General features: G+C 60.7%; 16 protein-coding genes. 12 read left to right on the top strand and 4 right to left on the bottom strand.

The window, feature by feature from the left end; genetic code table 11:
• Nucleotides 1-171 precede the first annotated feature (171 nt).
• Nucleotides 172-891: a YoaK family protein gene (locus DWW73_RS00690; RefSeq protein WP_117757907.1), complete on the top strand. Its 720-nt coding sequence runs from the start codon at nt 172-174 to the stop codon at nt 889-891.
• Between the two features lie 79 nt (nt 892-970).
• Here DWW73_RS00690 and DWW73_RS00685 read toward each other — a convergent pair whose 3' ends face one another.
• Nucleotides 971-1,507: a hypothetical protein gene (locus DWW73_RS00685; RefSeq protein ID WP_117778478.1), complete on the bottom strand. Its 537-nt coding sequence runs from the start codon at nt 1,505-1,507 to the stop codon at nt 971-973.
• A gap of 415 nt (nt 1,508-1,922) precedes the next feature.
• Here DWW73_RS00685 and fucO point away from each other — a divergent pair, with 415 nt between their 5' ends.
• From fucO to DWW73_RS00670, 3 genes are all read left to right on the top strand, one after another.
• Nucleotides 1,923-3,089, top strand: a complete 1,167-nt coding sequence (gene fucO, locus DWW73_RS00680; RefSeq protein WP_022094861.1) for a lactaldehyde reductase — start codon at nt 1,923-1,925, stop codon at nt 3,087-3,089.
• 274 nt (nt 3,090-3,363) lie between these two features.
• On the top strand, nt 3,364-4,383 hold the full coding sequence (locus DWW73_RS00675; RefSeq protein WP_117757905.1) for a M42 family metallopeptidase: 1,020 nt from the start codon (nt 3,364-3,366) through the stop codon (nt 4,381-4,383).
• Between the two features lie 138 nt (nt 4,384-4,521).
• Nucleotides 4,522-5,895, top strand: coding sequence for a DNA-binding protein (locus DWW73_RS00670; RefSeq protein ID WP_117778477.1), 1,374 nt, complete (start codon nt 4,522-4,524; stop codon nt 5,893-5,895).
• 8 nt (nt 5,896-5,903) lie between these two features.
• Here the strand turns inward: DWW73_RS00670 and mnmA are convergent, their stop codons facing one another.
• Complete coding sequence (mnmA, locus tag DWW73_RS00665; RefSeq protein ID WP_117778476.1) at nt 5,904-7,004, bottom strand: tRNA 2-thiouridine(34) synthase MnmA; 1,101 nt, start codon at nt 7,002-7,004, stop codon at nt 5,904-5,906.
• Between the two features lie 181 nt (nt 7,005-7,185).
• Complete coding sequence (gene cysK / locus DWW73_RS00660) at nt 7,186-8,124, bottom strand: cysteine synthase A (protein ID WP_055250951.1); 939 nt, start codon at nt 8,122-8,124, stop codon at nt 7,186-7,188.
• Nucleotides 8,125-8,377: 253 nt separating this feature from the next.
• On the opposite strand from cysK, the gene DWW73_RS00655 reads away from it, so the two are divergent.
• Entirely contained in the window at nt 8,378-8,806 is a 429-nt protein-coding gene (locus DWW73_RS00655; RefSeq protein ID WP_117564502.1) for an Rrf2 family transcriptional regulator, read from the top strand.
• 142 nt (nt 8,807-8,948) lie between these two features.
• Here the strand turns inward: DWW73_RS00655 and DWW73_RS00650 are convergent, their stop codons facing one another.
• On the bottom strand, nt 8,949-9,314 hold the full coding sequence (locus tag DWW73_RS00650) for a phage holin family protein (RefSeq protein WP_055250947.1): 366 nt from the start codon (nt 9,312-9,314) through the stop codon (nt 8,949-8,951).
• A 324-nt stretch (nt 9,315-9,638) separates the two neighbouring features.
• Between DWW73_RS00650 and DWW73_RS00645 the strand changes: the two genes are divergently transcribed.
• The 7 genes from DWW73_RS00645 (at nt 9,639) to DWW73_RS00615 (ending at nt 26,077) form a co-directional block, all read left to right on the top strand.
• Entirely contained in the window at nt 9,639-9,938 is a 300-nt protein-coding gene (locus DWW73_RS00645; RefSeq protein WP_022094855.1) for a YerC/YecD family TrpR-related protein, read from the top strand.
• 221 nt (nt 9,939-10,159) lie between these two features.
• The gene (locus DWW73_RS00640; protein WP_117778475.1) at nt 10,160-13,330 is read left to right on the top strand and encodes a PD-(D/E)XK nuclease family protein; all 3,171 of its coding nucleotides are present in this window, start codon (nt 10,160-10,162) and stop codon (nt 13,328-13,330) included.
• Between the two features lie 3 nt (nt 13,331-13,333).
• On the top strand, nt 13,334-16,960 hold the full coding sequence (locus tag DWW73_RS00635; RefSeq protein ID WP_117778474.1) for a UvrD-helicase domain-containing protein: 3,627 nt from the start codon (nt 13,334-13,336) through the stop codon (nt 16,958-16,960).
• 135 nt (nt 16,961-17,095) lie between these two features.
• Nucleotides 17,096-17,254 (top strand): DUF3284 domain-containing protein, encoded by a 159-nt coding sequence (locus DWW73_RS00630; RefSeq protein ID WP_117778473.1) that lies wholly within the window; start codon nt 17,096-17,098, stop codon nt 17,252-17,254.
• Nucleotides 17,255-17,340: 86 nt separating this feature from the next.
• On the top strand, nt 17,341-18,540 hold the full coding sequence (locus DWW73_RS00625; RefSeq protein WP_117778472.1) for an MFS transporter: 1,200 nt from the start codon (nt 17,341-17,343) through the stop codon (nt 18,538-18,540).
• A 240-nt stretch (nt 18,541-18,780) separates the two neighbouring features.
• The gene (gene dnaE, locus DWW73_RS00620) at nt 18,781-22,584 is read left to right on the top strand and encodes a DNA polymerase III subunit alpha (RefSeq protein WP_117716861.1); all 3,804 of its coding nucleotides are present in this window, start codon (nt 18,781-18,783) and stop codon (nt 22,582-22,584) included.
• Nucleotides 22,585-22,612: 28 nt separating this feature from the next.
• A complete protein-coding gene (locus tag DWW73_RS00615; protein ID WP_117778471.1) occupies nt 22,613-26,077 on the top strand; it encodes an SNF2-related protein in 3,465 nt (1,154 codons plus the stop codon).
• Nucleotides 26,078-26,171: the final 94 nt, after the last annotated feature.

Raw genomic sequence — 26,171 nt, 5'->3', positions numbered from 1 at the left:
AGCTGGCGGATCGGCGCGTCGATGCGGGTGCCGTTTGTTTCCAGACTGTGTATCCCCGTGTCGAAGGAGCCGTCTCGCGCGCACGCCATGTTGTCAATGGGTTACAGTATGAACGGCGGCTATGTTTCCGCCAACGCACGAGAGGGTCGTCAACAAGGAGGATGCACGACGATGCAGCGTGCCAAACAGATATCGGAGTCCATCGAACTGGGCATTATCCTGGCGCTCGCCGGCGGCTTTATGGATGTGTATTCGTACATTGGGCGCGACCATGTTTTCGCAAACGCGCAGACGGGCAACATCCTGCTTGTGGGCGTGAGCATCTCGGAGGGCAATTGGGCACTTGCGGGGCGCTACTTCTTCCCTGTGGTGTCGTTTGCCGTGGGCATTATGCTTGCCGACCTGGTACACGAACGGTTTGGCAGCGTGATTCACTGGCGCCAAGTGACGGTGTTCTTTGAAGCCGTCATCTTGCTGGGCGTGAGCTTTATCCCGGGCGGCAATTTCAACCTGCTCGCCAACTGCCTCACCTCGTTTGCCTGCGGCATGCAGGTCGAGAGCTTCCGCAAGATCCACGGTCACGGCATCGCTACGACCATGTGCATCGGCAACTTGCGCAACGCACTGCAAAACGTGGACGATTACATCATCACCCACAAGCGCGGCTTTTTGGAAAACGGCCTGCTGTACTTTGGCGTGATCTTCACCTTTGTGTTTGGCGCCGTGCTGGGCAACTGGTGCATCGAGCGCATGGGGCTGCACGCCATTGCGGTGGCGAGCATGCTGCTGTTTATCGCGTTTGCCATCATGTTTATCGATCGCGAACGCGACTTGCACAGGAAATGGGCCCGCATCGTAGCTGACTGGCAGACCACGAGTCTTAAGCGCTAAGGTGCATGTTCGTAACAACATTCAGGAGCCAGAAAAACTATCTAGCTCCTGAATGTTGTTACGAACTGCTTTTTGCGATTTATTCGAGATGCTCTTCAATCCGAGCCCTAAGAAGGGCAATGGCTGTAGGTATTCCAATTGCGGCGGCTAATTCGGCTTTATCCAAAACCTGTATGCTAAAGCACGATTGTTTATCACATTGAAGGACGATAACTGAAGATAGCTTCACTTCCTGTTGGCTGAATATATCGTAATCTCCAAATAGGAAGTTACCTTTTATTGCGTAATTCGGTATGTTCGTTACGCACTTCATCTCAAGTCTGTTTAGACCATAATCGAACACCGCAACTTCCTTGTGTTCGATGATGAGCGCAACCCTGGGCATGTTGCTAAAGCCACCGTCGACGACAGTGAAGAGTTTTTCATTCGCATCGTCATAAACGGTATATTTAAGACTCGATAGCTGTCCTAGTGGACCCGTGAACCCATGTCTTTTGATGTTGAGGTTGTCTCCCGCTGGGTTGACGAGAGCCAGAGCATGCGGATAAGGGTTACCTTCAATTGAGATTCGATATTCGTTTGTAGCCGTCTTGCTCGATTTAGGACCAGTAGCCATCACGCGTCATCGCCTCGATCGAATTGGAACCGTCTTCTACTTCGTGCGGAGAATTGCGCTGTACGTTGCGGTACATGCAGCTGCAATAACCGCATGGGCAATTTCTAACAAAATGAATGACGCTATTTGCTGCATGCATTTTATTTACTATAAAGTATCCTTTTATAAACGTATTGTCAAACATATATTGCTAAAACAGAAACAATTTATAGACTGAGTTGGTCGTATTCTTTGGGCGATTGCTCCTATAATCTAGCCTTCGCTGCTGTCGGGAGGGAAGGACTGGGGCTCCGTTATTATGTTGAAACGCTTTAACACTTTTGACGTTCTCACGCGTTTTTTGTTTCAAAAGCGTTAGGATGGAACTTGCAGCGCGGGGCGTAATGGGTGCCCCGCACACGATGGGAGGCTATCAATGGCTAATCGTTTCGTTCTCAACACCATTTCTTATCATGGTTCCGGCGCCATCAAGGAGATCCCCGGCGAGCTCCAGCGTCGCGGCTACAAGAAGATCTTCGTCTGCTCCGACCCCGATCTGGTCAAGTTTGGCGTTACCGCTAAGGTGACCGACGAGCTCGACGCCGCCGGTATTGCTTGGAGCCTCTACTCCGAGATCAAGCCCAACCCCACTATCCAGAACGTCAAGGACGGCGTCGAGGCTTTCAAGGCCGCCGAGGCTGACGCTATCGTGACCATCGGTGGCGGCTCCTCCATGGATACCGCCAAGGCCATCGGCATCATCATCAACAACCCCGAGTTCGCCGATGTCCGCAGCCTCGAGGGTGTTGCTCCCACTAAGAACCACGCCGTGTTCACCATCGCTGTGCCGACGACCGCCGGTACCGCCGCCGAGGTGACCATCAACTACGTCATCACCGACCCCGAGAAGGTCCGCAAGTTCGTGTGCGTCGACACCAACGACGCCCCCGAGGTCGCCGTCGTCGACCCCGATATGATGGCTTCCATGCCCGCCGGCCTGACCGCCTCTACCGGCATGGACGCTCTGACCCACGCCATCGAGGGCTACACCACCAAGGGCGCTTGGGAGCTCTCCGACATGTTCCACTTTGAGGCTATTAAGCTGATCAGCGAGAACCTGCGTGACTCCGTCGCCGAGGCCAAGTCCGGCCAGCCCGGCTCCGGCCGCGAGGGCATGGCCCTTGGCCAGTATGTCGCCGGCATGGGCTTCTCCAACGTTGGCCTGGGCATCGACCATGCCATGGCTCACACCCTGTCTGCTCACTACGACACCCCGCACGGCGTCGCTTGCGCCATGCTGCTGCCGATTGCCATGGAGTTCAACAAGCCGGTTTGCGCTGAGCGCCTGGCCAAGGTTGCCGTTGCCATGGGTGTTGACACCACGGGCATGAGCACCGACGAGGCTGCCGACGCCGCTATCGCCGCCGTCAAGCAGCTCTCCGCCGACGTGAACATCCCGCATGTCTGCGAGGCCATGAAGGCCGACGAGATCGAGGTCCTGGCCAAGGACGCCATGGCTGACGCCTGCTTCCCGGGCAACCCGCGCGAGGCGACGCTCGACGACGTCATCGAGCTCTTCAAGAAGATCTGCCCGGCTGCCTAACCTGGTTCGGCGGGCCCCGCCCGTTAGCCCCAGAATCGTCCTCGGACATGTCGGAGGCCCCGCTGCGCACTACGTGCGGCGGGGCCTCCTTCTGTCCTGCGGAAAGATTCTGGGGCTAACGGGCGGGGCCCGCCGGCTCGTTGTCGTGGCGGGCGCTGTTCGGAAGAGCTCGATGGGTCATCTCGCTGGGTAAATATTTGTGCGTGATGGTATCGTTGTTGGGGCTTTTACTGATTACGGGATGTTGACTTTGGAGTTGTGGATGGTGTCCCAAATGGATTCTACGCTTGGTTTTATTACTGACCAGCTTAAGGCGCTGACTTCTATTGCCTCGCCTACGGGCTTTACTCGTGCGGCGACTGATTATCTGATGGAAACCCTGCGCGATATGGGCTTTGAGCCCGAGCGCTCCAATAAGGGCAATGTGCTGGTTGAGCTCGGCGGCGAGGGTGAGCCGCTCGTGTTGGCGAGCCATGTCGACACGCTTGGCGCCATGGTGCGATCCATTAAGGACAATGGCCGCCTGCGTCCGACGACGCTCGGTGGGCACCAGTGGTCCACGGCCGATGGCGAGAACTGCACCGTCTACACGCGTGGCGGCAAGGTCTACACAGGCGTGGTCCTCAATACCGAGCCTTCGGCGCATGTGGCCGATGAGCCGGTCAAGGCCATCGAGAAGAACATGGAGATCCTGCTCGACGAGAACGTTGACAGCAAGGACGATGTGCTCGAGCTGGGTATTCAGACTGGCGACATCATCGCTATGGATCCGCGCACCATGGTGACGGAGAGCGGCTACATTAAGAGTCGCTTCCTTGACGACAAGCTGTCGGCGTCGATTCTGCTGGGCTTGGCGCGTGCCGTCGCCGCTGGCGAGGTGACGCTCTCGCGCAAGGTGTCGCTGCTCTTTACCGTGTACGAGGAGGTCGGTCACGGCGGTGCCTTTGTGCCGGCCGACACGCGCGAGATGATCAGCGTGGACATGGGCTGCGTGGGCGACGACCTGGGCTGCACCGAGCGCATGGTTTCGATTTGCGCCAAGGATTCGGGTGGCCCCTACAACTACGATCTGGTGACCACGCTGTCCAATATCGCGCGCGAGCTTAAGCTCGATTACGCCATCGATGTGTACCCGCATTACGGTTCCGACGTCGAGGCCACGCTCTCGGCCGGCTACGACATTCGCCATGGTCTGATCGGCCCCGGCGTGTACGCGAGCCACAACTACGAGCGCAGCCACATCGACGGCGTGCGCAATACCTACGAGCTGGTTCGCGCCTACGTTCAGCGCTAGGGGAGCAGCTTGCGACTCGGCTGACCAATCGCTAAGGCCCGATTTCTCGGGCCTTTTTTCACTTTGGGTTGTTTAGTATTATGATGTCTGTAATCTATTAACTAAACGTGTAAATTACTTAACGAGGTGATGCGGTGTATGGACACGTCTGAGTACTTGTCTATGGGTGATGCTGCCCGCCTGTTGGGCGTTACGAAAGCCCGCATATCTCAACTTGCCGCATCGGGAACGCTTGTGTGCGATATTGTGGGCGGCCGGAAGTTGGTCGAGTACAATTCTGCGCTCGCCTATCAAAAGGTCCGCAAGCGAGGACGCCGTCCTGCGGCCGATGTGGGACGCAAGTTTACGCTGATGTCGGCCGACCATGAGGTCGCGCATGTCTCATTTGATCCGACGCGTGAGTTTCCCTTCGAAATCGCCGAGGTCCTCGATGCGCAACGAATGCCGTTTGGCACATGCTCGAGCTCTTCTCCTGCGGTGAATAAGCGGGAGCTCAACGCGTGGTGGGGGCATCGGTCGGTGCCCGATGTTCGCCCCGGGCTTATCTCGCGCTACCGCGAGCTGGGAATTGTCAACGGCGTTGAGGCGCCGGTTCAGTGCCTGGGCCTATCGCTTTCGGATTGCTATTGGCTGCGGCCGGCAGAATGCGACGGGCTCGAATGGCGAAACCTCAATTACTTCGAGAATGATTTTGAGCGATCGACGCCCGAGGGGCGTTCGGGTTGGCTGGAGGGCATCGGTCTTAAAAATCCGGATAACACGTCCGAGGGCGAGCTCCCTAAATCGTGGATGATCCGAAACGGCATTCGCGTTTTGGCTAAAGGGTGCGGGATGGACGATCAGCGTCCCATTAACGAGGCGGTTGCAACGGCTCTACATCGTCGTTTGCTTCCCAAGGGCGAGTTTGTTCCTTATACGGTTGAGCGGATGTTCGATGGCCCTGTGTGTCTGTGCGACGACTTTCTTGACGGCCGCGAGGAATATGTTCCGGCTTTTTACGTTAAGAACGCCCTTGGTGGCCAGCGAGGAAGCTCGACGTACGACCGGTACTGCCGCTTTCTTGGTAAGCATGGAGCAGACGAGGCCGCTGTGAGAAGGTCTATGTCGCAGATGATCGTTTGCGATGCCCTTTTGGCCAACAGCGACCGCCATTGGCGAAACTTCGGCATCATCCGTAATGTCGACACCCTGGAGATAAAACCTGCTCCGCTGTTCGATAGCGGCAACTGTCTGTGGTACAACGTACCAACTGCCGTGCTCGCAACTGGGGAGTTTGGGTTTTCCGCTAAGCCGTTTGGGCCCGACCCTTCCGTCCAGCTGGCGCTTGCGGATTCGCTCGATTGGTTCGATTCATCGCGGCTCAACGGATTTGTTGATGAGGCGATCGAGATTCTTTCGCAGAGCGAATGGGCCACGGCGGAGGGTCGACTCGAGGCCATCCGCCGCGGCCTCGAGCGTCGCATAATCGAGGTTGGTGCCGCTGTTGAGGTACTTCGACACGTGCAGCGATAAACCCGCGGCTACTTAAGTGCGCCGGTCACGGTGCCGCCGCCCAGGACGACGTCGCCGCGGTAGACGACGACGGCCTGGCCGGGGGCGATGGCTCGCTGTGGCTCGTCAAAAGCCAGCAGCATTTGTCCGTCGGCGCCACGTGTAAGGGTCGCCGCCTGGTCCTTTTGACGGTAGCGGTACTTGGTGCCCACGCGAATGCCGCCGGCATCCAGCTCGGCCTCCATGTGGTCGGCAGGGGCGCTCCAAATCCAGTCGTTGGCCGTGAGCGCCGTGGCCGTCAGGTCCTCTGCCTCGCCCAGATGTACGGTGTTGTTGACGGCGTCGACACCCGTCACATACACGGGATGCGCCATCGCGACGCCCAAGCCTTTGCGCTGGCCGATGGTGTAGCGCAGCGCGCCGTTGTGGCGCCCGACCACGCTGCCGTCGCGCCATACGATATCGCCCAGTGCAGCGGGATGTCCGCAGCGGCGCTCGATATAGCCCGCGTAGTCACCGTCTGGAATAAAGCAGATATCCTCGCTCTCGGCCTTCTGGGCGTTGGTAAAGCCCTGCTCGGCGGCTATGCGGCGCACGTCGCGCTCTTTGTCTAGGCCCGCCAGCGGAAAGATCGTGTGCGCCAGGCGCTCCTGCGTAAGCGAATACAAAAAGTAGCTTTGGTCCTTTTTGGGATCTTCGCCGCGGTGCAGCTGCCGGGTGCCGTCTGCCGCTTGGCTTGTTTTGGCGTAATGGCCCGTGGCGATGTAGTCGCAGCCCATATCCAGCGCCGCATCCAGCAACGCGCCAAACTTAATGTGGCGGTTGCAGATAATGCACGGATTGGGCGTCAGCCCCTCCTGGTAGGCGTTCACAAAGCGCTCGATTACGTTACGGTCGAAGGTTTGCTGCAAGTCGAGCACATGGTGGGGAATGCCTATGCGCTCGGCGACGGCCTCTGCGTCGGCGATGTCGCGGTCGACCTTACTCATGCCCGTGGCGGGGTCGGGTGCGGGGCAGGTGAGGCGCATGGTGGCGCCGACACATTCGTAGCCCTGGCTTTTGAGCAGATACGCGGTCACGCTGGAATCGACGCCGCCGCTCATGGCGACGAGCACGCGCTTGTTGTGCATGAGGAGGTTCTCCTTGGTGGCATGTGGCCAAAAAAGAAAAGCGGCGCGGGAGGCTGGTTCCGCGCCGCAGACATTGTAGCAAGTTCGGACGTCTCGTGGGGCATCCTGTTGGGATGAGCTCAGGCTGCCAGAAGAGAGGGGAGACCGGCGTGCCTTGGACTCGTTCTAAGAACGAGAAGCTCTAGTCCTGGAAGAGCGCCGTGGACAGGTAGCGCTCGCCGGTGTCGGCAAGTAGGGCCACGATGGTCTTGCCTTCGTTCTCGGGGCGCTTGGCCAGCTGCAGCGCGGCCCACACGGCGGCACCGGACGAAATGCCCACGAGCACGCCTTCCTTGTGGCCCACGGCGCGGCCGGTGGCAAAGGCGTCGTCGTTCTCGACGGGGATGATCTCGTCGTAGACCTGGGTGTCAAGGACGTCGGGCACAAAGCCGGCGCCGATGCCCTGGATCTTGTGCGGGCCGGCCTGGCCCTTGGAGAGCACCGGGGAGGTGGCGGGCTCGACGGCGACGACCTGAATCTCGGGGTTCTGCTCCTTGAGGAACTCGCCCACGCCGGTCACGGTGCCGCCGGTGCCGACGCCGGCGACGAAGATGTCGACCTTGCCGTCGGTGTCGTCCCAGATCTCGGGGCCGGTCGTGGCCTTGTGAATGGCCGGGTTCGCGGGGTTCACAAACTGGCCGGCGATGATGCTGTTGGGAGTTTCCTTCTGCAGCTCCTCCGCCTTGGCGATAGCGCCCTTCATGCCCTTGGAGCCGTCGGTGAGCACGAGCTGTGCGCCGTATGCCTGCATGAGCTTGCGGCGCTCGACGGACATGGTCTCGGGCATAGTGATGATCACCTTGTAGCCGCGGGCCGCCGCCACCGAGGCGATGCCGACGCCGGTGTTGCCGCTCGTGGGCTCGATGATGGTGTAGTCGCCACCGCGCACGAGCTTGCCGGCCTTCTCGGCCTCGTCAATCATGTTCTTGGCGACGCGGTCTTTGACGGACCCGGCGGGGTTGAAGTATTCCAATTTGACGAGCACACGGGCCTTGAGGTCCTCGTCGGCCTCGAAGTGGGTGAGCTCCAGAAGCGGGGTGTGGCCGATAAGCTGATCGATGGACGTGTAAACATTGCTCATGGTGAACCTCCAAAGTGTTCAAATGACTGGATACCGTGTGGTTTTACGGTGTGTGTGGCAGCGAAACCCACAAACCTTATAGGTTGTTCGTTTTGCTGTTGGCAAGCATAGTAGACAGTAAAGCCTAGTAACGCAATAGGAAATAGAAGATTATTACGAGTCGATTAACCATCTTGACGGGAATAGGTATTTTCAAAACCAATTTTTCGGCTAGAATTTCTACGAATTAAAAGACCGAAAGGCAGCTATATATATGTTGGTTTCCACAAAGGGCAGATATGCCCTGCGCGTTATGGTCGACCTGGCCGAGCACCAGGCGACAGGCCGTATCCCGCTTAAAGAGATTGCGGCGCGTCAGGGTATTTCGGAGAAGTACCTCGAGAATATTCTGGCTACGCTCGTGCGCGCCAACATGCTCTCGGGCATGCGCGGCAAGGGCGGCGGCTATGTGCTCACGCGCCCGCCCGAGCAGTACACGGTGGGCGAGATCTTGCGCCTGACCGAGGGCAGCCTGGCGCCGGTCGCCTGCCTGGATGGCGACTGCAAGGGTTGTTCGCGCTCTGACGAGTGCCCCACGCTCGACGTGTGGAAGAACCTGGACAAGCTTATCAACGACTACCTCGACGGTGTGACGCTCGATCAACTTGTCGCTCCCAACGAAGGCTACGATTACGTCATCTAACCCACACCTGCCATTTGGGGACGGGGTGGAAATGGCAGATTCTCTCGCCCTTTGAGACTTGGCAAATAAGAAGGCCGCCCATTTTTGTGATGGGCGGCCTTCGTTTTGGGCTGTTGAGACGGGCGCGGCCGGAATGGCCGTTTTAGCCCTCGGCGATGCTGTCGAGGATGCTGCGCATGATGGACACCAGGATGCTGCCCATAAAGGCCGATCCAAAGCTGGCGATGGAGATACCCGCGCCCAGCAGATTGACCGACAGATAGCTGGCCAGCTCGAGCATAAAGCTGTTGACTACGAGCTGAAAAATACCCAGCGTAATGATCGTGAGCGGCAGCGAGATAACCGTCAGAAACGGCTTGACGAGCGAATCGACGATGTTCAGGAACAGTCCCACGAAGGCGAAACAGACCCAGGCCTCGGCAAAACCGAAGGGCTGGATGCCGGGGACGAGGAACGTGGCAATCGCGATGGCGATCGAGGTAAAGAGCCAGTTAAGCATAAAGCGCATGGTGTGAATCCTTTCTTGCGCAGGGTGCGTCGGTGTCGCGTGAAGCGGTTTGCTGCGGCGGCTTGGACGGCCGCTCGGGTGTGCCGCCTTGTTCGGCCGCCCATTGTCTCAGATATTCGTGGAGCTTACGTGCGCATTCGGTTTCAAAACGGCGTTCGTCCTGAAAAACGCGCCGCTGGCAGAGAGTCTTGTCGCTTTAGTTTGGTGGTGTGCTACACTGCTACGGGCAAAAGCCACAGGCGTTGCCCTATTGCATAGAACGGGCGAACGATGCCCGATGTCAGTATCAACTTCGATGCCTTATGGCGGGTTTGGCGGTGATCGATGAATATCGAGAACATGTTTGACAAGCCTGATGTCAAGCAGCTGGTCCACGCATTTAGTCTTTTGGATGACGAGAAGGATATCCAGGCGTTTTTGACCGATATCTGCACGCCGCGCGAGATCTGCGATCTTTCGCAACGTCTGCAGGTTGCGCGTTATCTGGATGAGGGCGAGCCTTATGTTGAGGTTCAGGCCCGCACCGGCGCTTCGTCCACTACGGTGAGCCGCGTGTCCAAGGCACTCAACGGCGAGTACGGCGGCTATCGCAAGATCCTCATCAAGCTGGAGGATGGCGAGTAGGCCAGCGGCAACAAACGAATTGCGCAGAACCGTCCCTTCGGGGGCGGTTTTTTGATCCTTTGGGGACGGAGGAAAACGGATCACTGGGTTAGACTGACCTCCTCGGTGATCCATTTTCCTCTGTCTCCAAGGGGTCAAATCTGTTGGCGTGGGGCAAATCTGTCCGCGCGGGCGGGTAGGATGGAAACATTGAATATTGCGAACGGTTTGAGTGGAGGACCATGCCTGTTCGAATCTATACCACCAACGCCGGCGCGGATTTGAGCGATGCCGAGGCGGCGCTGCTTGCCGACCTTATTGCCCGCCACGGGCGTGCCGTGCTGCTGGCGCCAACGTTTGCCGAGCTCGACCTGTGCCGTCATGATGCGGCGGAAGCCGGCGTTTCGCTGGGTATTGACTACAAGACGCCTACATCGTGGCTTCGCTCGCTTTGGGAGCTTTTGGGCGACGGGCGCGGTTTCGTCGACAACCTGCAGCGCCAGATGCTGTTTTCGGACATGGTAGCGCGCCTCGACGACGCCGACCTGCAGCCGCTTTCGCGCAGCCAGGGCACGGTGCGTATGCTCGCGCGTATGGCTCGCGATGTGCTGCCGGGTGTGGCAGGGACAGGCACCGAGCGTTGCTGCGACAACGTTTGCAAGCCCAAGCCCAAAAGCGACGCCGAGGCTCGCGTGTTTGAACTTTTGTGCGCCTATGCGCGCGGTTTGGACCGTCGAGATATGGTCGAGCCCTGCGAGGCGGCTGACATTATGGCCGGCGCTTTGGCCGACAACCTGCCGGGGTGCGCCCGCGCCGTTTGCGTGCGCGGCGTCACGTCATTTACGTATAGCCTGCTCGAGCTGCTGTCCGCCGTGGCAAACAACGGGGGAGAGGTTGTCGTGCTGCTTGCCCGCGAGCAAGCGGCGATGCGCGAGGAGCTTGCCGCGGCATTTGATGTCCGCGGTGTGCTGTTTGAGATCGCGCCGCTGGGGGAGGGCGCCGCCGCGCCCCAGACTGCCTCCAAGTCCGCTGCTCAGCCTGCCTTTATTGAGGTCGCCGGCCCCCATGCCCGTGCCCATGCTTATGCGGACGTCATCGATAAGTTGGTGAAAGCGCACAAGGAGTCCAAGGACGATAAAGTTGCTGCAACACCCGCCGACCCCGTACGCGTGCTCGTTGTTTCTGCCCGGGCACCCCAGCTGTTCGGCGAGCTTGCCGCTCGTTTGGCGGCGCGCCACGTTGCTGCCGAGACGGCCGAGTTCACGGCGTTTTCCCAATCCATTGCGGGCAGGCAGTTCACGGCGCTCGCCAACCTGATCGAGCGTATGAAGGCCGCCGACGAAGGGGCAGCTTCTAAGACTGAGTGGTGGCCCGCTCCGGAGCTTACCGACTGGATTTACAGCCCGCTTTCGGGTGCCGACGCCGCCAGCGCGCGCACGTTCGACAAGAATATGCGACTGTCGCGCAGCAAGACCACTGCGGGCGTCAAGAGCCTGCTGCAGAGCGTGCAGGGCCAGGTGAGGGGCGCGCGTAAAGCGGCGAGCGACGAGAACTGGTTTAAGAACGTGCCGTGCGTGATCTCGGACGTGTTCCAGGCGCTGTGGCGCGACAAACCCGTGACGGCGCTCAAGGCCATGCTTGCCGTTGCCGAGGCACTGCCCGATCGCGCACTTGGCGGTCTCGACGGTCAGGCCCGTCGCCAGGCGGAGGTGGCCCTGCTGCGCCACGTCATCGACATCCTTATGAATGGCGCCCGTGCGCTCGACGTGTCGCAGGCCGCGACCGTGCCCGTGCTCGATGACATTCGCACCAAGGTGGACAAGCGTAGCGCCGCCTACGATTACGAGACCTACGAGGTTGACCGTGCGTCACGCGCCCAGGTTCGCTTTGCTTCGCTTGCCGATGCGGCGGCCCTGCGCCCCGGCAGCTACGATGCCGTGCTGTTTGCCGACGTCGACCTGGACAGTTATCCGCTCTCACATGAGGAGGGCCCGCTGGCAACGCTGACGGCAGAGTTAGATCGCAGCGGTGTGACGCTTGAGCCTGCGGCCTTGCTGCGCGCACGCTTTGGCCGCGCGATACAAGCGTCGCGTGGTCCGGTTGCGCTTGCCCGCGTGACGCACGATCGCCAGGCGCGCGAGTGCTACCCGGCTGCCGTGTGGACCGAGTTGCGGGCGCATGCCGAGGCCACTAACGATGCTAAGGCCGCTGACGCCGACAAGGCCGCTGACGCCGACAAGGCCGCTGACGACGCTAAGGCCGTTGGCGCCGACAAGGCGAAGTGTGTGGGTGAGGGCGATATCGTAAGGGACTTCGATCCCGCGGCAGGCGAAGGTCTTAGGCGCGAGCGCGTGACCTGCGAAGCTCCTCAGCATCTGAGCGATGAAGCCATTCCGTATCTGGTCCTGCGTCGTCGCGATGGCGAGGGCGAGGATGCGCCGCTGGTGCCGCGCCTGACGTCTGCCTCGCAGATCGAGGCCTATTCGACCTGCCCGCTATGCTGGTTCGTCTCGTACCGCGTGAAGCCCCAGTCGATCGACGCTGGCTTTGGCAATATGGAGAAGGGCAACTTTGTCCACGACGTGCTGGAACACTTGCATGCCCGTCTGCCCCAGGAGGGCATGGAGCGCGTGACACCCATGAATCTGCCACGCGCGAAGGAGCTGCTGCGCGAGGTCTTTGACGAGACCTTGGCCGAGCATGCGGGCAAGCGCGGTACCGAGGGCCCGCTCGTGCCGCTCTCCCCGGTGGAGGAGCGCCAGGTGGCCGAGATTTTGCCGCAGCTGGAGGGCGTTCTTGCCTACGAGTCCGAGGCGCTCGCGCCCTTCGCGCCGCGCTACCTGGAGTTTGCGTTCAACGAGCTCCAGGTCGAGTATGCCGGCTGGCCGCTCGGCGGGCGCATCGACCGCGTGGATGTGGATGCCGAGAATCGCGCCGTGGTAATCGACTACAAGCATCGCACGGGCGTTGAGGAGTTTAAACTCGCCGACCCCACGGCGCGCGACGAGGAATCGGGCGAGGCCGCCATCGACGACCCGCGGTGGCTGCCGCCCCATACCCAGACGCTTATCTATGCGCAGGCCATGCGCCGGGCGCTGGATCTGGATGCCCGTGCGGCGCTCTATTTTTCGACCAAGGGCGGCAAACCGGCGCTGCGCGGCGCCGCGAGTGCCGAGCTGCTCGAGGAGGAGCGTGGTGACGGCCGCATCCCGGGGCTTAAGAAGGGCTTTCCCGGCGAGGGTGGCAGCATGGACTTCGACGCCCTGCTCGATCGCGTGGAGGCCGGCATCGCCGAGCGCCTGCACGAACTCGAGGCAGGCGACGTTGCCGCCGTCGACCCGACGTCGGCTCAGGCCGCGCATGCGCGCTGCTCGTATAACCACGAAGGAACGTTTGTAAGGAGGGACGTGTAGACCATGGATCTTTCGACTTTGATGCCGCAACAGCTGCAGATCGTCAAAACGCTCGACCGTCCGCTGTTTGTCTCGGCGGGTGCCGGTTCGGGCAAGACCTTTACCCTCACGCGCCGCATCGTCTACGCGCTCTCGCCCGAATCCGGTCCGTTTGTCGAGCATCTGGACCAGGTGCTCGCCATTACCTTTACCAAAGATGCCGCGGCCGAGATTCGCGACCGCGTGCGTCGCGCGCTTATCGAAGAGGGTATGGACGAGGAGGCCCTGACCGTCGACGACGCTTGGATCTCGACCATTCACGGTATGTGTTCGCGCATCCTGCGCGCGCATGCGTTGGAGCTGGGCATCGATCCCGAGTTCACGGTGCTTACCGATACCGATGAGCTTATGGATCAGGCTGTCGAGCATGTGCTGGGGCGCGCGACGGCGCCCGATGCCGCGCCTGAGCTCGCCGCCTCGCTTAAGGCCCTCTACGCTTGGTATCCCATGGCGGGCGAGGGCGGGCCGTTTGGCGCCGGTACCACCATCAAAGGTCTGGTGCGCGACCTGCTGGAGCTATCGAGCCAGCTGCCGGGCGGCATGGACGATGTGTGCGTGGCGCGCGGCCAGGCCGACACCTCTGCGCTTGCCGACGCCTATCGCGCGGCGTTGGGTGCGAGCAAGGCCGCGACCGAGAAAGCGCAGGTGGCACTCGATGCCATCGACGCGTTTGAGGCGAGCGGCAAAACCATGGAGGATGCAGCGCGACTCATGATGTCGTGCAGCATGCCTCGGGCGAGCAAGGCGTTTCCTAAGGAGCAGGTGGAGCTGCTCAAGGCCGAGGCTGCCGATGCGTTTATCAATATCGTGCTGGCCTGCGGTGGTCCCGCGCTCGATGCGCTGGTGGGCCTGGCCCGTTCCGTGGAGGCTGAGTATCGCGCGCTGAAGGCCGGCCAGTCCGCGCTCGATAACAACGACCTACTGCGTATGGCGTACGAGGCGCTGCGCGACTACCCGGCTATTCGAGCGGCCTATGAGGGTCGCTTTAAGATGGTCATGATCGATGAGTTCCAGGATACCGACCAGATGCAGGTCGATTTGATCCGTTACCTGACGGGCGCGGGGGAGCGCGCACTGTGCACCGTAGGCGATGCGCAGCAGTCGATCTATCGCTTTCGTGGGGCAGAGGTCGAGGTGTTCCGTCGCCAGGAGCGCAAGGTGGGTTCGACGACGGCGCCCGAGACGGTCGCCACGTCCGATGCCCCCGCCGGCGAGCTCGTCAAGCTTGTACGCAACTTCCGCAGCCACGACGAGGTGCTGCGCTATGTGGCGCGCGTCTTTGACGGCGATGACGGCGGCCTGATGCAGGGCTTTTTGGATCTTGAGGCGAGCGACGGCCGCAAGGACACGCTGGTAGCGGACGCCTCGCGTCGTCAGGCGCTCTTTGTTGCCGGCGGCAGTACGCAGGAGCGCACACAGGCCAAGGCCCGCGCGATCGCCGAGCGCTTCCGTGCACTTGCCAATGCCGGTCAGCCCCAGGGCGGCATGGTGCTGCTGCTGGGCCGCATGACAAACGCCGACGTTTATGCCCAGGCTTTCCGCGATCAGGGGCTCGACTGCGTGATCGCGGGTGGATCTGTCTTTGCCCAAGCAGCCGAGGTGCAGACGGTGCGCGCCCTAGTCTGCGCGCTCGCCAACCCGGCCGATACGGCGCAGGGCCTTATGCCGCTGCTCGCCTCGCCGATGTTTGCGCTCGGCGCCCAGGAGTTCCTGGCGCTGGCGACCAAGCTCGATAGCGAGACGGGGGAGACCTCGCGCCGGAATATCGACGCGGGCATCATGAGCGATTTCGACGTGCCGGGTTTGCAAGACTTGCCGCTCGTGACGCGCGCCCGCGAGGTGCTGCGGTATGCGCTTCGTCGCGTGGGCCGCGATTCGTTCGCTGCCATCGCGCGCGACGTGGTCAACGCCTCCGGTTGGTTTGTGCGTCTGGCACAGCGTGGACCCGAGGGCAAGGCCATCGCCGCCAACGTGCTCAAGGCGCTCGACGCCGTGGCCGAGACGGAGGCCGAGTTCGGTAACTCGCCGCGCTCCATTGCGCTGGCCTTTGACCGCTTCCTGGCGGGCAAGGAGGCACCGGGCGCGCTCAACGAGGAGGGTGACGGCGCGGTACGCATCATGACGGTGCACGCCTCCAAGGGCCTGGAATATCCGGTCGTGGCGGTCGCCGAGTGCTTTGGCGTGCGCAAGTCCTCGGGTGCGGCACAGATGGGTCGCGTCGAGGGCGGAGCGCAGGTCGTGGCACTGCCGGCACGCTTCGATGGCGTTAAGCTCGCCGACGGAACCTTTGTGAAGGGCGACGACGTTAAAAAGCAGTTTGAGCATGCGTTTAAGGGCAAGGGCACGTCGCTGTGGCTGCCGCCGGAGCTCATGGAGGACGTCTGTGCGACGGGTTCTCCCGCCGAGGCATTTGCTCGCCTGCGCAACGATGACCTGCAGCTTTCGCTCGAGGAGCGGGCCCGCTTGCTCTATGTTGCCATGACGCGTGCGCGCGAGCTGGTGATCTTGGCGATGGATGCCGGCGTGAGCCGTGGCAAGCTGTGCGCGCCGACCTTCGACGTCGAGACCGATCTGACCTATGACGTGCTGCGCCGTATTTTGCCGACCGACAGTCTGGACATGCCGCAGCTCGATAGCGACCGTTTGGTGTTCGACAACTCCAAGCCGGGCGACTACGAGCTTATCTCGCTGGCGGACTTTACGTTTGGCGAGCAGGCGTTTGAGGCCAACGCTTCACTGGATGCCGAGGGTAGGCTCGTTCGCGGTGATGCGGAGGCGGAGGGTGCCGATGCTGCCGCCGATCGCCCGGTCGCGCCCGGCCCCGCCGACCCCGAGCCCGATTCGTTTGAGCTCGTGTATCCCCAGACGGTGGGCGTGCGCATGGGCACCTGCTCGTATCCGGCGCGCGATTCGTACAGCTATTCGTCGATTGCCGCGGCGCTGCATGCCGAGGCCGAGGACCGTGTCGCCGAGGCGCGCGTGCCCATGGACGAGGCTGGCGATGATGCGGAGTCGGATGGTTCCGAGATGACGGATGCAGAAGTGGCCGCCGTTGAGCCCGCCGGCAATCCCATGGCGCTGGGCTCGGCGTTCCACGCTGCCTGCCAGTGGCTCATCGAGATGGGTGCCGATGCGCTGCCCGCTGAGCGTGCCGATGCGCTGGCGCGCCTGTGGTGCCTGACGCCGGGGCAGCGCGAACGCTTCGACGTTGCCCTGGACCGTTGGCTCAAGTCGGCTGTTCGTGCCGAGCTGCTTGCCTGGCCGTGTGTCCGTGCCGAGGTGCCGTTCTTTTCGCTGGGCTGTGAGGACAAGGACATTGCCCGCTACGGTGCATATGCCGAGGGCGCCATCGATGCTTTGGCGACGAACCCGGCGGATTCGTCATGCGCGCTGGTCATCGACTACAAGACGGGCGGCACGCCGGACGAGACGCCGGAACAGCTGCAGGAGAAGCACGCCCTGCAGGCGCGCGTCTACGCTGATGTTTTGCACAAGGCGGGCTTTGAGGCCGTGACCGTCAAGTTCGTCCGCGTGGAGCAAGTCGACCTCGCCAACCCGTGCGAGCCTCAGGTGGTCACCTACAGCCTCTAGCCCTCAATAACTTGCGGTGGAATACGGACTGTTTTGGCCAAAAAAGCCGCCAAACAGTCCGCATTTCACCGCAACGCATGGGAGAGCCTGGGGCGGTACAATGGCTCGAACGGTTCAAACGAATAAGGAGCCATCATGCAGCTCGCCAAAACGCTTAAGGTGACGCCGGAGGAGCTTTTTGACGCTCTGGCGGGGTCCATCATGCAGGATATCGAGAACGCCACGGGCAAGCGTCCCAGCCGCAACAAGCTCAACGGCTATAAGTACGAGAAGCGCCCATACCGCAAAAGGTAAGGCGACTCTTCATCGGAAACCGTGAACGCTTCGGGTTTCGAGTCAGTAGCGAACAGCCCGACAAAAAATGTTGTTGGAAGTGCCAAATGAATAAGAATGCCGCTACGCAGCTGCACATCTATTCCGCCTTTTTCGTTCTCGCGGGATTTGTTTTAAATCGGGGAGTGTTTCTACTTTTCCTTGCGGAGAAAGGAATGTCTGTCACGGAAATCGCGCTTTATCAAGCTCTGTTTAACATTGCAACGGTCGTCCTCGAGCTGCCAACAGGGCTGATAGGCGATTTCTTTGGAAAGAAGTTTTCGATTCAAGTGGGCGTGCTGCTGCTTTTCTTCCATACGGCTGGCATGCTGTTGCTCTCAGGCCCCTTTCTTGTCGTACTTTCCCTTGTTGAGGCACTCGCCTACTCCCTTCAATCGGGATCAGAACAAGCACTTTTATATGAAATTGCCCGGAATGCCGGTCAAGGAGAGCGCTTCCTCACCATCAATGCTCGGCTGCTTGCCGCACAATCAATCGCTACGGGAGTGGCAATCGTACTTGGATCATTCATTGCCCAAATATCTTGGAGTGCCCTCTACGTGTGCGTTTCCGTTTTCTATCTTCTGCAGCTTTTCCTTCTGTATCCCATTGAGAGGATGGAAACGACCCATTCCAAAAACTCTGGGGAGGAAAGGTTTGACGTAGCCAAGATCTTCAGACGCGAAACCTGGTGCATTGGAGAATCCGCTTTTGCGGTATTGCTTCTTCTAATCGGCACAAGCATGCTCGACGGATTCTATGGGAGTTATTACAACTTGAATCAGTTGGTATTCGACGCATTTGATGCTCCCGTCTCCATAATAGGAATCTTTTTCGGTGCATCCTATGCAGTAAATGCGACGGCCTACATTGCAGCAGATTTCTTCTCATCGCGTTTCGGGAAAAGAAATACCATGCTCGGCTCGATGCTAATCGAAGCTGGCCTTTTCTTGATTCTTCCGTGGCTCGCTTCAAATCCTCTGTGTTTGTTTGGCCTTAGCATGGTGCTTTGTTTTCTCCCGGAAGTGGTGTACATCACTTCGGAAAACTTAATTCAAGACGCGATTGCGGACGATCTCCGCGCGACGATCCTTTCCGTCGCGTCTCTGGTAAGGGCCCTCTTTTCCGCAATGTTTTTCTCCATATTTGGACATGTGTTGGGGTTATATCCCATTCAGATAGCGCTCGGTATTATTGGTGCAATCGCGATAGCAATTACCGCCGTTGTTTCATTAAAAATGGTTGGAATACAGGTCTCCAAGAATTGATATATCGATTGACGAGCTATCCGAAGCGTCGAGCCTTCTTGATGGACATGACTATTCGTCACAAATCATTCCGCGCATCGCCGGGGTTCCTGTAATACTCGATATATATGGATGCCCTCATTCCCCTTTTTGAAGGTCCCAAATTGACTACCCGTGTTGGTTTGGCTAGGTTCGGGTGCTATCCGCGCCGTGCGGTAAAATCGTTCAGTCAGAACACGAACCCGCATCGGAGCTCATCACATGGCATTCGTCCATCTGCACAACCACACCGTTTTCTCCATGCTCGACGGCGCAACCCGTATCCAGGATATGGTCAATCGCGCCGTAGAGCTGGGCATGCCCGCCGTCGCCATTACCGACCACGGCTACATGTATGGCGTGCCCGACCTGGCGCTGGCCTGCGACGCCGTCAACCACAACACGCCTGAGTACAAAACCTGGAGTCACGACAAGGCCTTTTTGGAAAAGGATCGCCGCGACGAGCTGGTGGAGCCCGATCCCGAGGAAAACCCGCGCGAGCATGCCCAGTATGTGAAGGACATGGCCATGTGGGACGAGAAGGGCAACATCGACGAGCTCAAGCCGCCTCTGGTCATCAAGCCCATCTTTGGCTGCGAGGTCTACTTTACGCCGGACGAGACCCTTGCTCGCGACCATAAGCCCGAGCTCTACCACATGATCCTTCTGGCCAAGGACCAGGAGGGCTACGTCAACCTGATGCAGACGGTCTCCGAGGCAGCCGTGCAGGGCTTTTACTACAAGCCCCGCGTGACGCTCGACAACCTGCGCCGCCACGCCAAGGGCATGATCTGCACCAGCGCCTGCATCGCGGGCATCATTCCCAAATACATCGACCGCGGTGACATGGAGGGCGCCATCAAGTGGGCCGAGACCTTCCGTGATACCTTCGAACCTGGCGACTTTTATATCGAGATCCAGGAACACGGCATTACCACCGACAACGGCCTGACCGACGAGCAGATGGACCGCACGCTCATCGACATCGCCAAGCAGGTGGGCGTCAAGGTTATCGCCACCAACGACTTCCATTACCTGCGCCGCGAGGACGCGCCCGTGCAGGACGTCATCATGTGCATTGGTATGAACGCCAAGGTCGACGACCCCAACCGCATGCGCATGACCGGCTCGGAGTTTTACATGAAGACCGAGGAGGAGATGCGGGCGATGTTCCCGTATTGCCCCGAGGCCTGCGACAACACGCTCGAGATCGCCGACAAGTGCTACGTTGAGCTGGACTGGGACTCCATCATCCTGCCGCGCTTCCCGTTGCTTGACCCCGGCGAGACGCACGAGAGTCAGTTCCGCCGCGAGTGCGAGAAAGGCCTGCGCCAGCACTACGGTGACGACTGGGCCACGCGCGAGATCGGTGGCGTCAACATCAAAGAGCGCTTTGAGTACGAATATAAGGTCATTTGCGACAAGGGCTTTGCCGCCTACTTCCTCATCGTTGCCGAGTACGTGCAATGGGCGAAGGACAACGGCATCGGCGTCGGCCCCGGCCGTGGTTCTGCCGCCGGCGCTATTGTCGCCTACGCCATGAATATCACCGCGTTCGACCCGCTCGAGAACGGCCTGATGTTCGAGAGGTTCCTGTCCCCACAGCGTACCGAGATGCCCGATATCGATATGGACTTCGACGATGAGCGGCGCCTCGAGGTCGTGGAGCACGTTCGCCAGCTCTACGGCCCCGAGAAGGTCACCCACGTCATCACCTACTCGACCATTAAGGCCAAGCAGGCCATCAACGACGCCGCTCGCGTCCTGGACTACCCGGTCTACATGGGCCAGCGTCTGTCCAAGATGGTCTCGAGCGACCCCAAGGTCAAGCTCAAGCAGGTGCTCGAAAAGCAACCCGGCAAAGAGGACCTGTTTAACCCCGATTTTGCCGAGGCATATAAAAAGGACGACGACGCCCGCCGCATCATCGACACGGCGCTCTCAATCGAGGGCCTCACCCGTGGCGAGGGCGTGCACGCGTGCGCCGTTCTGATCTGCCGCGACCCCGTCAACGAGCACGTGCCCACCAAGCTCGACACCAAGGGCGGCGTCGAGATTACCCAGTACGAGGGCCATACCGTTGCCGACATGGGCCTGCTCAAGATGGACTTCTTGGGCCTGCGCACGCTGACTGTTATCTCCAAGGCCAAGGCAAACATCAAAAAGAACTTCGGCATCGACATCAAAGAGGAAGAGATTCCTTTTGACGACCCCGAGATCTTTAAGCTCATGGGTTCCGGCCACACCGCCGGCGTCTTCCAGGTCGAGTCCGCCGGCATGACGGCCACGATCAAGAACATGAAGCCCACCGAGTACAAGCACGTCGTGGCATTGATCGCCCTGTACCGCCCGGGCCCGCTGGGCGCCGGCATGGTTTCGTCCTACATCAACCGTATGAACGGCAAGGAGCCGGCCGTCTCCTACGACGACCGCCTGGACGACATCCTGGGCGAAACCTACGGCACCATGGTCTACCAGGAACAGGTTATGCTCATCTCCGTCGAGATGTGCGGCTTCTCCAAGGGCGAATCGGACTCGCGTATCCGTAAACCCGTGGCTAAGAAAAAGATCAAGCTGCTCACGTCGACGGTGCTGCACTGGGAGGATGGCTCGGACGAGACCACCTACGACCACTGGATGAACGGCGCTATCAAGAACAACTACACGCGCGAGGTCGCCCAGAAGATTTGGGACGATGTTCTCGAGTTCGCATCTTACGCCTTTAACAAGTCGCACTCCGCCGGCTACGCCATCCTGGTTATGCAGACGGCGTGGCTCAAGGCGCACTATCCGCACGAGTACATGGCGGCCGTTCTGACGTCCTACACGGGCAAGACCGACAAGATCGTTCATTACGTCTCGGCGTGCCGTCACGACGGCATCCCCGTGCTTTCGCCAGATGTCAATGAGTCCGGTACCGAGTTCACGGCTACCAAGGAGGGCGTGCGCTTTGGTCTGGCCGGCATCCGCGGCGTGGGCACCGGCGTGGCGCAGGCGATTATCGCCGAGCGCGAGGCGGGCGGCCCGTTTAAGACGCTGCACGACTTTGTCGAGCGCGTGGACTCGAGCCAGGCCAACCGCCGCGTGATCGAATCGCTCATCAAGGCAGGCGCCTTCGACTCCACGGGGTATCCGCGTCGCCAGATGATGCACTTTGTGGACAAGAACAACCCCGAGAACATCATCGATGCCGCGGTAAAGCGCCAGAAGGATCGCGCGAGCGGCCAGACGTCGTTCTTCGATATGTTTGGCGACGTTGAGGGCTCGGGCTTTGAGGTGAGCGTGCCCGATCCGGATGGCCAGGAATGGGACCGCCACCTCAAGTTGAGTCAGGAGAAGGAGGTTCTGGGCATCTATGTCTCGGACCACCCGCTGCGCCCGTTTGAGTATGCACTAGCCAAGGCGCGTGACTTCTCGTTCTCGCAGATCGACACCGGCTACGAAGTTCAGAATCCTACGGGCGGCACCATCAACCAGGAAATTCCCGAGGGCAAGGCGCTGTGGTGGGCCGGCATGGTCTCGAGCGTGTCCAAGCGCGTGACCAAAAACGGTGACCCCATGGGCATCGTGCAGCTCGAGGACATGGAAGGCGAGGCCACCGTCGTCGTGTTCCCCAAGACCTACAAGGAGGCCGAGGGGTACCTGTACGGCGAGGTCGATCCCGAGACCGGCGCGCAGCTGTCCGATGCCTTTGTGCGCATTAAGGGCAAGCTCGAGCGCTCGGACCGCGGCGACCAGATCATCGCGCAGGAGATCGTGCCGCTCGAGCTTAACGAGGAGAACAACAAGCCCAAGGTGTTTGAGGTCATGGTGCCCAACAGCCGCTTTAGCCAGGGCAATATGGCGCGCCTGGCCACGGTGCTCACCGCTAACCCGGGCGGCGACCGCGTGGAGATCTTTATCGAGCAGGTGGACGGGCGCGTGCTGCGTGCCGAGGTACCTGCCAAGGTCAACGCGCGTTCGATTCCGCTGCTGGCCGAGGCCAAGGCCATTGTGGGTAACCAGGGCCGCGTGACGGTGATCTAAGCTACCCCGGGTGAGATTGGAGGAAGTGATGGCGCAGGGGACGTTTGTGCAGGCGCTTCGCAAAGAGGCGGCGTTGAGCGGCACCTTTATGAAGGGGCGTTCGCTCATGCTCAACGGTGCCGTGCTGTCGATCGAGGACAGCGGCTCGCGCTTCTCCAAAAACGTGACGGTCGAGGGCACGGTGCGCGGCTCGCGCGGTTACCTGTACAAGACGCACGTGGCGCTCGACATGGACGAGCACGAGGTTATCGACTACGACTGCGACTGCCCCGCCGCATACCGCTATCCCGGTATGTGTAAGCACGCTATTGCCACGGCGCTGGCGTATTTGGATGCCAGCGGCGCCGAGCCCGTCGAAGGTTTGCGCACGCCGGTTCGCACGTTTACGGCGCAGCCGAAACAGCCCGCGCGCGCCATGTCCGCCGCGCCGGCCGTCAACCCCAACTTTCCCTTCCCGGCGCCCGTCCCCACGAGCCCGAGCCTTGTGGCGGCGCTCTCCGATCTTTCGGACGCGCGCATGGATGAGCTGGCGAGCATGCGCCGCAAGCTTGCCGGTGCCGTTGATCCCGACGCCCCCAAAGCGGCATTGGAGCCCTCGTTGGTGCCGTACTACAATCCGCTGTTCGCTGACCGCTTTAGCTGGGCGCTCGAGTTCCGCATTCGCTGTGGATCGGTCTCCTACGTGGTCAAGGACATCGACGGCATGGCCGATGCCTACGTGCGCGGCGGCACGTTCTCCTATGGCAAGAAGCTCACGTTTGTCCATTCACCTGAGGCCTTTGACGAAACATCGGCAAAGCTGCTCAACCTTGTTGTGACGACAGTTGCCTATCTCGATGACATCACAAGCTCGCGTTCGGCGTCGTACGACTTTGCCCGCAGCGGTTTTGTTGCCGAGCGTCAGTTGCCGCTGTCCGAGCATAGCATCGTATATGTGCTGGACCTGCTGCGCGGCCAGACCATCTCCTTTGAGCCCGCCTGGTCGCGGGGGATGACGACGCATCGCACCTACGACGTGGCGGTTGAGCTGTCTCCGCAAGGGGAGGACGAGGCATCCGCTAAGCGCCCACCGCTGCTTGCCGCCAAAATCGCGCCGGCGGCTGGTGGTAGCTATGACCTGCGCCTGCCCGCCGATATGTACTGCTTTGCGTCGGGCGATGCCGCCTACTTGGTTGACACGCGCCGCGCGCGCCGTACCGACGCTGCATTTGCTCAGCATGCCGCACCTTTTTTGTCGCGCTTGCTGCCGTGCCGCACGCCCGCCCATATTGCCGCCGAGCAGGTGGGTGAGTTCTGCCGTATGGCGCTGCCCATTTTGCGCGACTACACCGACCTCACCGCGCCCGCCGCGCTCGATACCGTGGCACCCGAGCCGAGCTTTGCTATGGCGATCGGTGTCGACGATGGGCTCGTGACCTGCAAAATTACGGTTACCTACGGCGATTGGTCGGCGGATCTCTTTAGCCTGGGCGCTCCGGGCAGCCCCTTCGAAGAGCAGCGCCCCGGTGTGCCGCCCCGCGACGAGGTGGCGGAGTTTCGCGTTATGGATACGGCGGCCCTGTACTTCGATTTCTACGAGGGCGGTCTGGCGTTTGAGGAGCGCGATGACGCCCGCTTGTTCTGCCTGCTGACCGAGGGCCTGTCCGCCCTGTCCGAACTGGGTGAGGTCATGCTCAGCGACCGTCTGCGCCAGATCTCGGTCCGCCCCGCGCCCAAGCTCTCGGTTCGTGCGACCGTTAAGAGCAATCTGCTCGATGTCGAGCTGGGCGCGAGCGGGCTTTCGGCCGCGGACCTTGCCGTCTATCTCGATTCGTACAAGCGCCATCAAACGTTTGCGCGCCTTACGTCCGGCGACATCATTCGCCTGGACGAGGGGGCGCGCGCCGCGTTTGGCCTTGCCGAGGACCTGGGTGTCGATGCCGTCGACCTGCTCGACGGCGTGTCGCTTCCCGCGTCGAGCACCCTGTTCGTCGACAGCATGCTCGCACGCACGCCGGCGCTCGAGGCCGATCGCGACGCTGCGTTCCGCCGTACCGTCGAGCGCCTGGACACGCTCGGCAAGATGGACTTTACGGTGCCGGCATCGCTCAAGGCAACGATGCGCGGCTACCAGGTCGACGGATACCAGTGGCTCGGCTCGCTCGAACACCTGGGCCTTGGCGGCATCTTGGCCGACGACATGGGCCTGGGCAAAACGCTCCAGATGATTGCGCATATTCTGGCGCGCGTGGAGGCGGGGGACACCAAGCCCACGCTCGTGGTATGCCCGGCCTCACTCGTGTACAACTGGACTGCCGAGCTGGAGCGCTTTGCCCCGTCGCTCGATGTGTGCGCCATTGTGGGCGCCAAGGCTCAACGCCGCGTACAGATTGCCGGCGTGGCCGAGCATAACGTGGTCGTGACGTCGTATGACCTTATGCGCCGCGATATCGACGAGTACGTCGAGCAGGATTTTACCCGCGTGGTGCTCGATGAGGCCCACTACATTAAAAATCCGCTCACGCAGGTGGCGCGCGCCGCCAAGCGCCTGCCTGCCGGCGTGCGCTTTGCCCTGACGGGCACGCCCATCGAAAACCGCCTGTCCGAGCTCTGGAGCATCTTCGACTTTTTGATGCCGGGCCTTTTGGGGACGCGCGAGTCGTTTGCCAAGCGCTTTGAGAGCCCGGTCGAGCACGCCGAGGGTGACAGTGCCGCTCGCCTGCAGGCGCTCGTGTCGCCGTTTGTGCTACGCCGCGTAAAGGAAGACGTGGTGGCCGATCTACCCGAAAAGATCGAGGACACCGTCATGGCACAGCTCACCGGCGAGCAGCGCAAGCTCTACCTGGCCAACCAGGACCGCATCGCCCAGCAGGTGCAGCACCGCGAGGCATCCGAGTTTAAAAAAGACAAGCTCAAAGTGCTCGCCGAGCTCACCAAGCTGCGCCAGATCTGCTGCGACCCGCGTCTACACTACGAGGATTACAAGGCGGGGAGCGCCAAGCTCGATACGTGCATGGAGCTCGTGCACGGCGCACTCGACGGCGGGCATCGCATCCTGTTGTTCAGCCAGTTTACGGGCATGCTCGATATCATCGGCAAGCGCTTGGCCAAGGAGGACATCGCCTTCCTTAAGCTCACGGGCGCTTCGTCTAAGGAGAGCCGCGCCAAGATGGTCGCGCAGTTCCAAGCGGGCGAGGTTCCGGTCTTTTTGATTTCGCTCAAGGCGGGCGGCGTGGGCCTCAACCTGACGGCGGCCGACGTGGTCATTCACTACGACCCGTGGTGGAACGTGGCGGCGCAGGACCAAGCGACCGACCGCGCGCATCGTATTGGCCAGCAACATACCGTGACCGTGTACAAGCTCATCGCCAAGGACACGATCGAGGAACGCATTATGCAGATGCAGGAGTCCAAGCGCGACCTGGTCAACAGCGTGCTTGGCGGCGACGGCATCTCGTCGGCGCTGTTCACGCGCGAGGATGTTCTGGCACTGCTCGGCGGTGACGGTCGCTAGCCGCGCGCGGGGTGGGACTGCTGGAGTGGGCAGGACGGTCGACGCATTTTGGCCCGACCGCTTGCCTGATCCGTTATGTGTTCATTTGCAATGC

The organism is Collinsella sp. AF16-8 (genome assembly GCF_003462695.1).
Classification (GTDB): domain Bacteria; phylum Actinomycetota; class Coriobacteriia; order Coriobacteriales; family Coriobacteriaceae; genus Collinsella.
The sequence above is the reverse complement of the archived record's forward strand: the minus strand, read 5'-3'. Positions and strand labels throughout refer to the sequence as shown.

What these genes read in the sequence shown, in the direction of transcription:
- DWW73_RS00640 (WP_117778475.1), top strand. Translation starts at nt 10,160, where the DNA reads ATGCCTGTTCGAATCTATACCACCAACGCCGGCGCGGATTTGAGCGAT.
- DWW73_RS00685 (WP_117778478.1), bottom strand. Translation starts at nt 1,507, where the DNA reads ATGGCTACTGGTCCTAAATCGAGCAAGACGGCTACAAACGAATATCGA.
- DWW73_RS00615 (WP_117778471.1), top strand. Translation starts at nt 22,613, where the DNA reads ATGGCGCAGGGGACGTTTGTGCAGGCGCTTCGCAAAGAGGCGGCGTTG.
- mnmA (WP_117778476.1), bottom strand. Translation starts at nt 7,004, where the DNA reads ATGCACAACAAGCGCGTGCTCGTCGCCATGAGCGGCGGCGTCGATTCC.
- DWW73_RS00670 (WP_117778477.1), top strand. Translation starts at nt 4,522, where the DNA reads ATGGACACGTCTGAGTACTTGTCTATGGGTGATGCTGCCCGCCTGTTG.
- DWW73_RS00635 (WP_117778474.1), top strand. Translation starts at nt 13,334, where the DNA reads ATGGATCTTTCGACTTTGATGCCGCAACAGCTGCAGATCGTCAAAACG.
- DWW73_RS00675 (WP_117757905.1), top strand. Translation starts at nt 3,364, where the DNA reads ATGGATTCTACGCTTGGTTTTATTACTGACCAGCTTAAGGCGCTGACT.
- DWW73_RS00630 (WP_117778473.1), top strand. Translation starts at nt 17,096, where the DNA reads ATGCAGCTCGCCAAAACGCTTAAGGTGACGCCGGAGGAGCTTTTTGAC.
- cysK (WP_055250951.1), bottom strand. Translation starts at nt 8,124, where the DNA reads ATGAGCAATGTTTACACGTCCATCGATCAGCTTATCGGCCACACCCCG.
- dnaE (WP_117716861.1), top strand. Translation starts at nt 18,781, where the DNA reads ATGGCATTCGTCCATCTGCACAACCACACCGTTTTCTCCATGCTCGAC.
- DWW73_RS00655 (WP_117564502.1), top strand. Translation starts at nt 8,378, where the DNA reads ATGTTGGTTTCCACAAAGGGCAGATATGCCCTGCGCGTTATGGTCGAC.
- fucO (WP_022094861.1), top strand. Translation starts at nt 1,923, where the DNA reads ATGGCTAATCGTTTCGTTCTCAACACCATTTCTTATCATGGTTCCGGC.
- DWW73_RS00645 (WP_022094855.1), top strand. Translation starts at nt 9,639, where the DNA reads ATGAATATCGAGAACATGTTTGACAAGCCTGATGTCAAGCAGCTGGTC.
- DWW73_RS00690 (WP_117757907.1), top strand. Translation starts at nt 172, where the DNA reads ATGCAGCGTGCCAAACAGATATCGGAGTCCATCGAACTGGGCATTATC.
- DWW73_RS00650 (WP_055250947.1), bottom strand. Translation starts at nt 9,314, where the DNA reads ATGCGCTTTATGCTTAACTGGCTCTTTACCTCGATCGCCATCGCGATT.
- DWW73_RS00625 (WP_117778472.1), top strand. Translation starts at nt 17,341, where the DNA reads ATGAATAAGAATGCCGCTACGCAGCTGCACATCTATTCCGCCTTTTTC.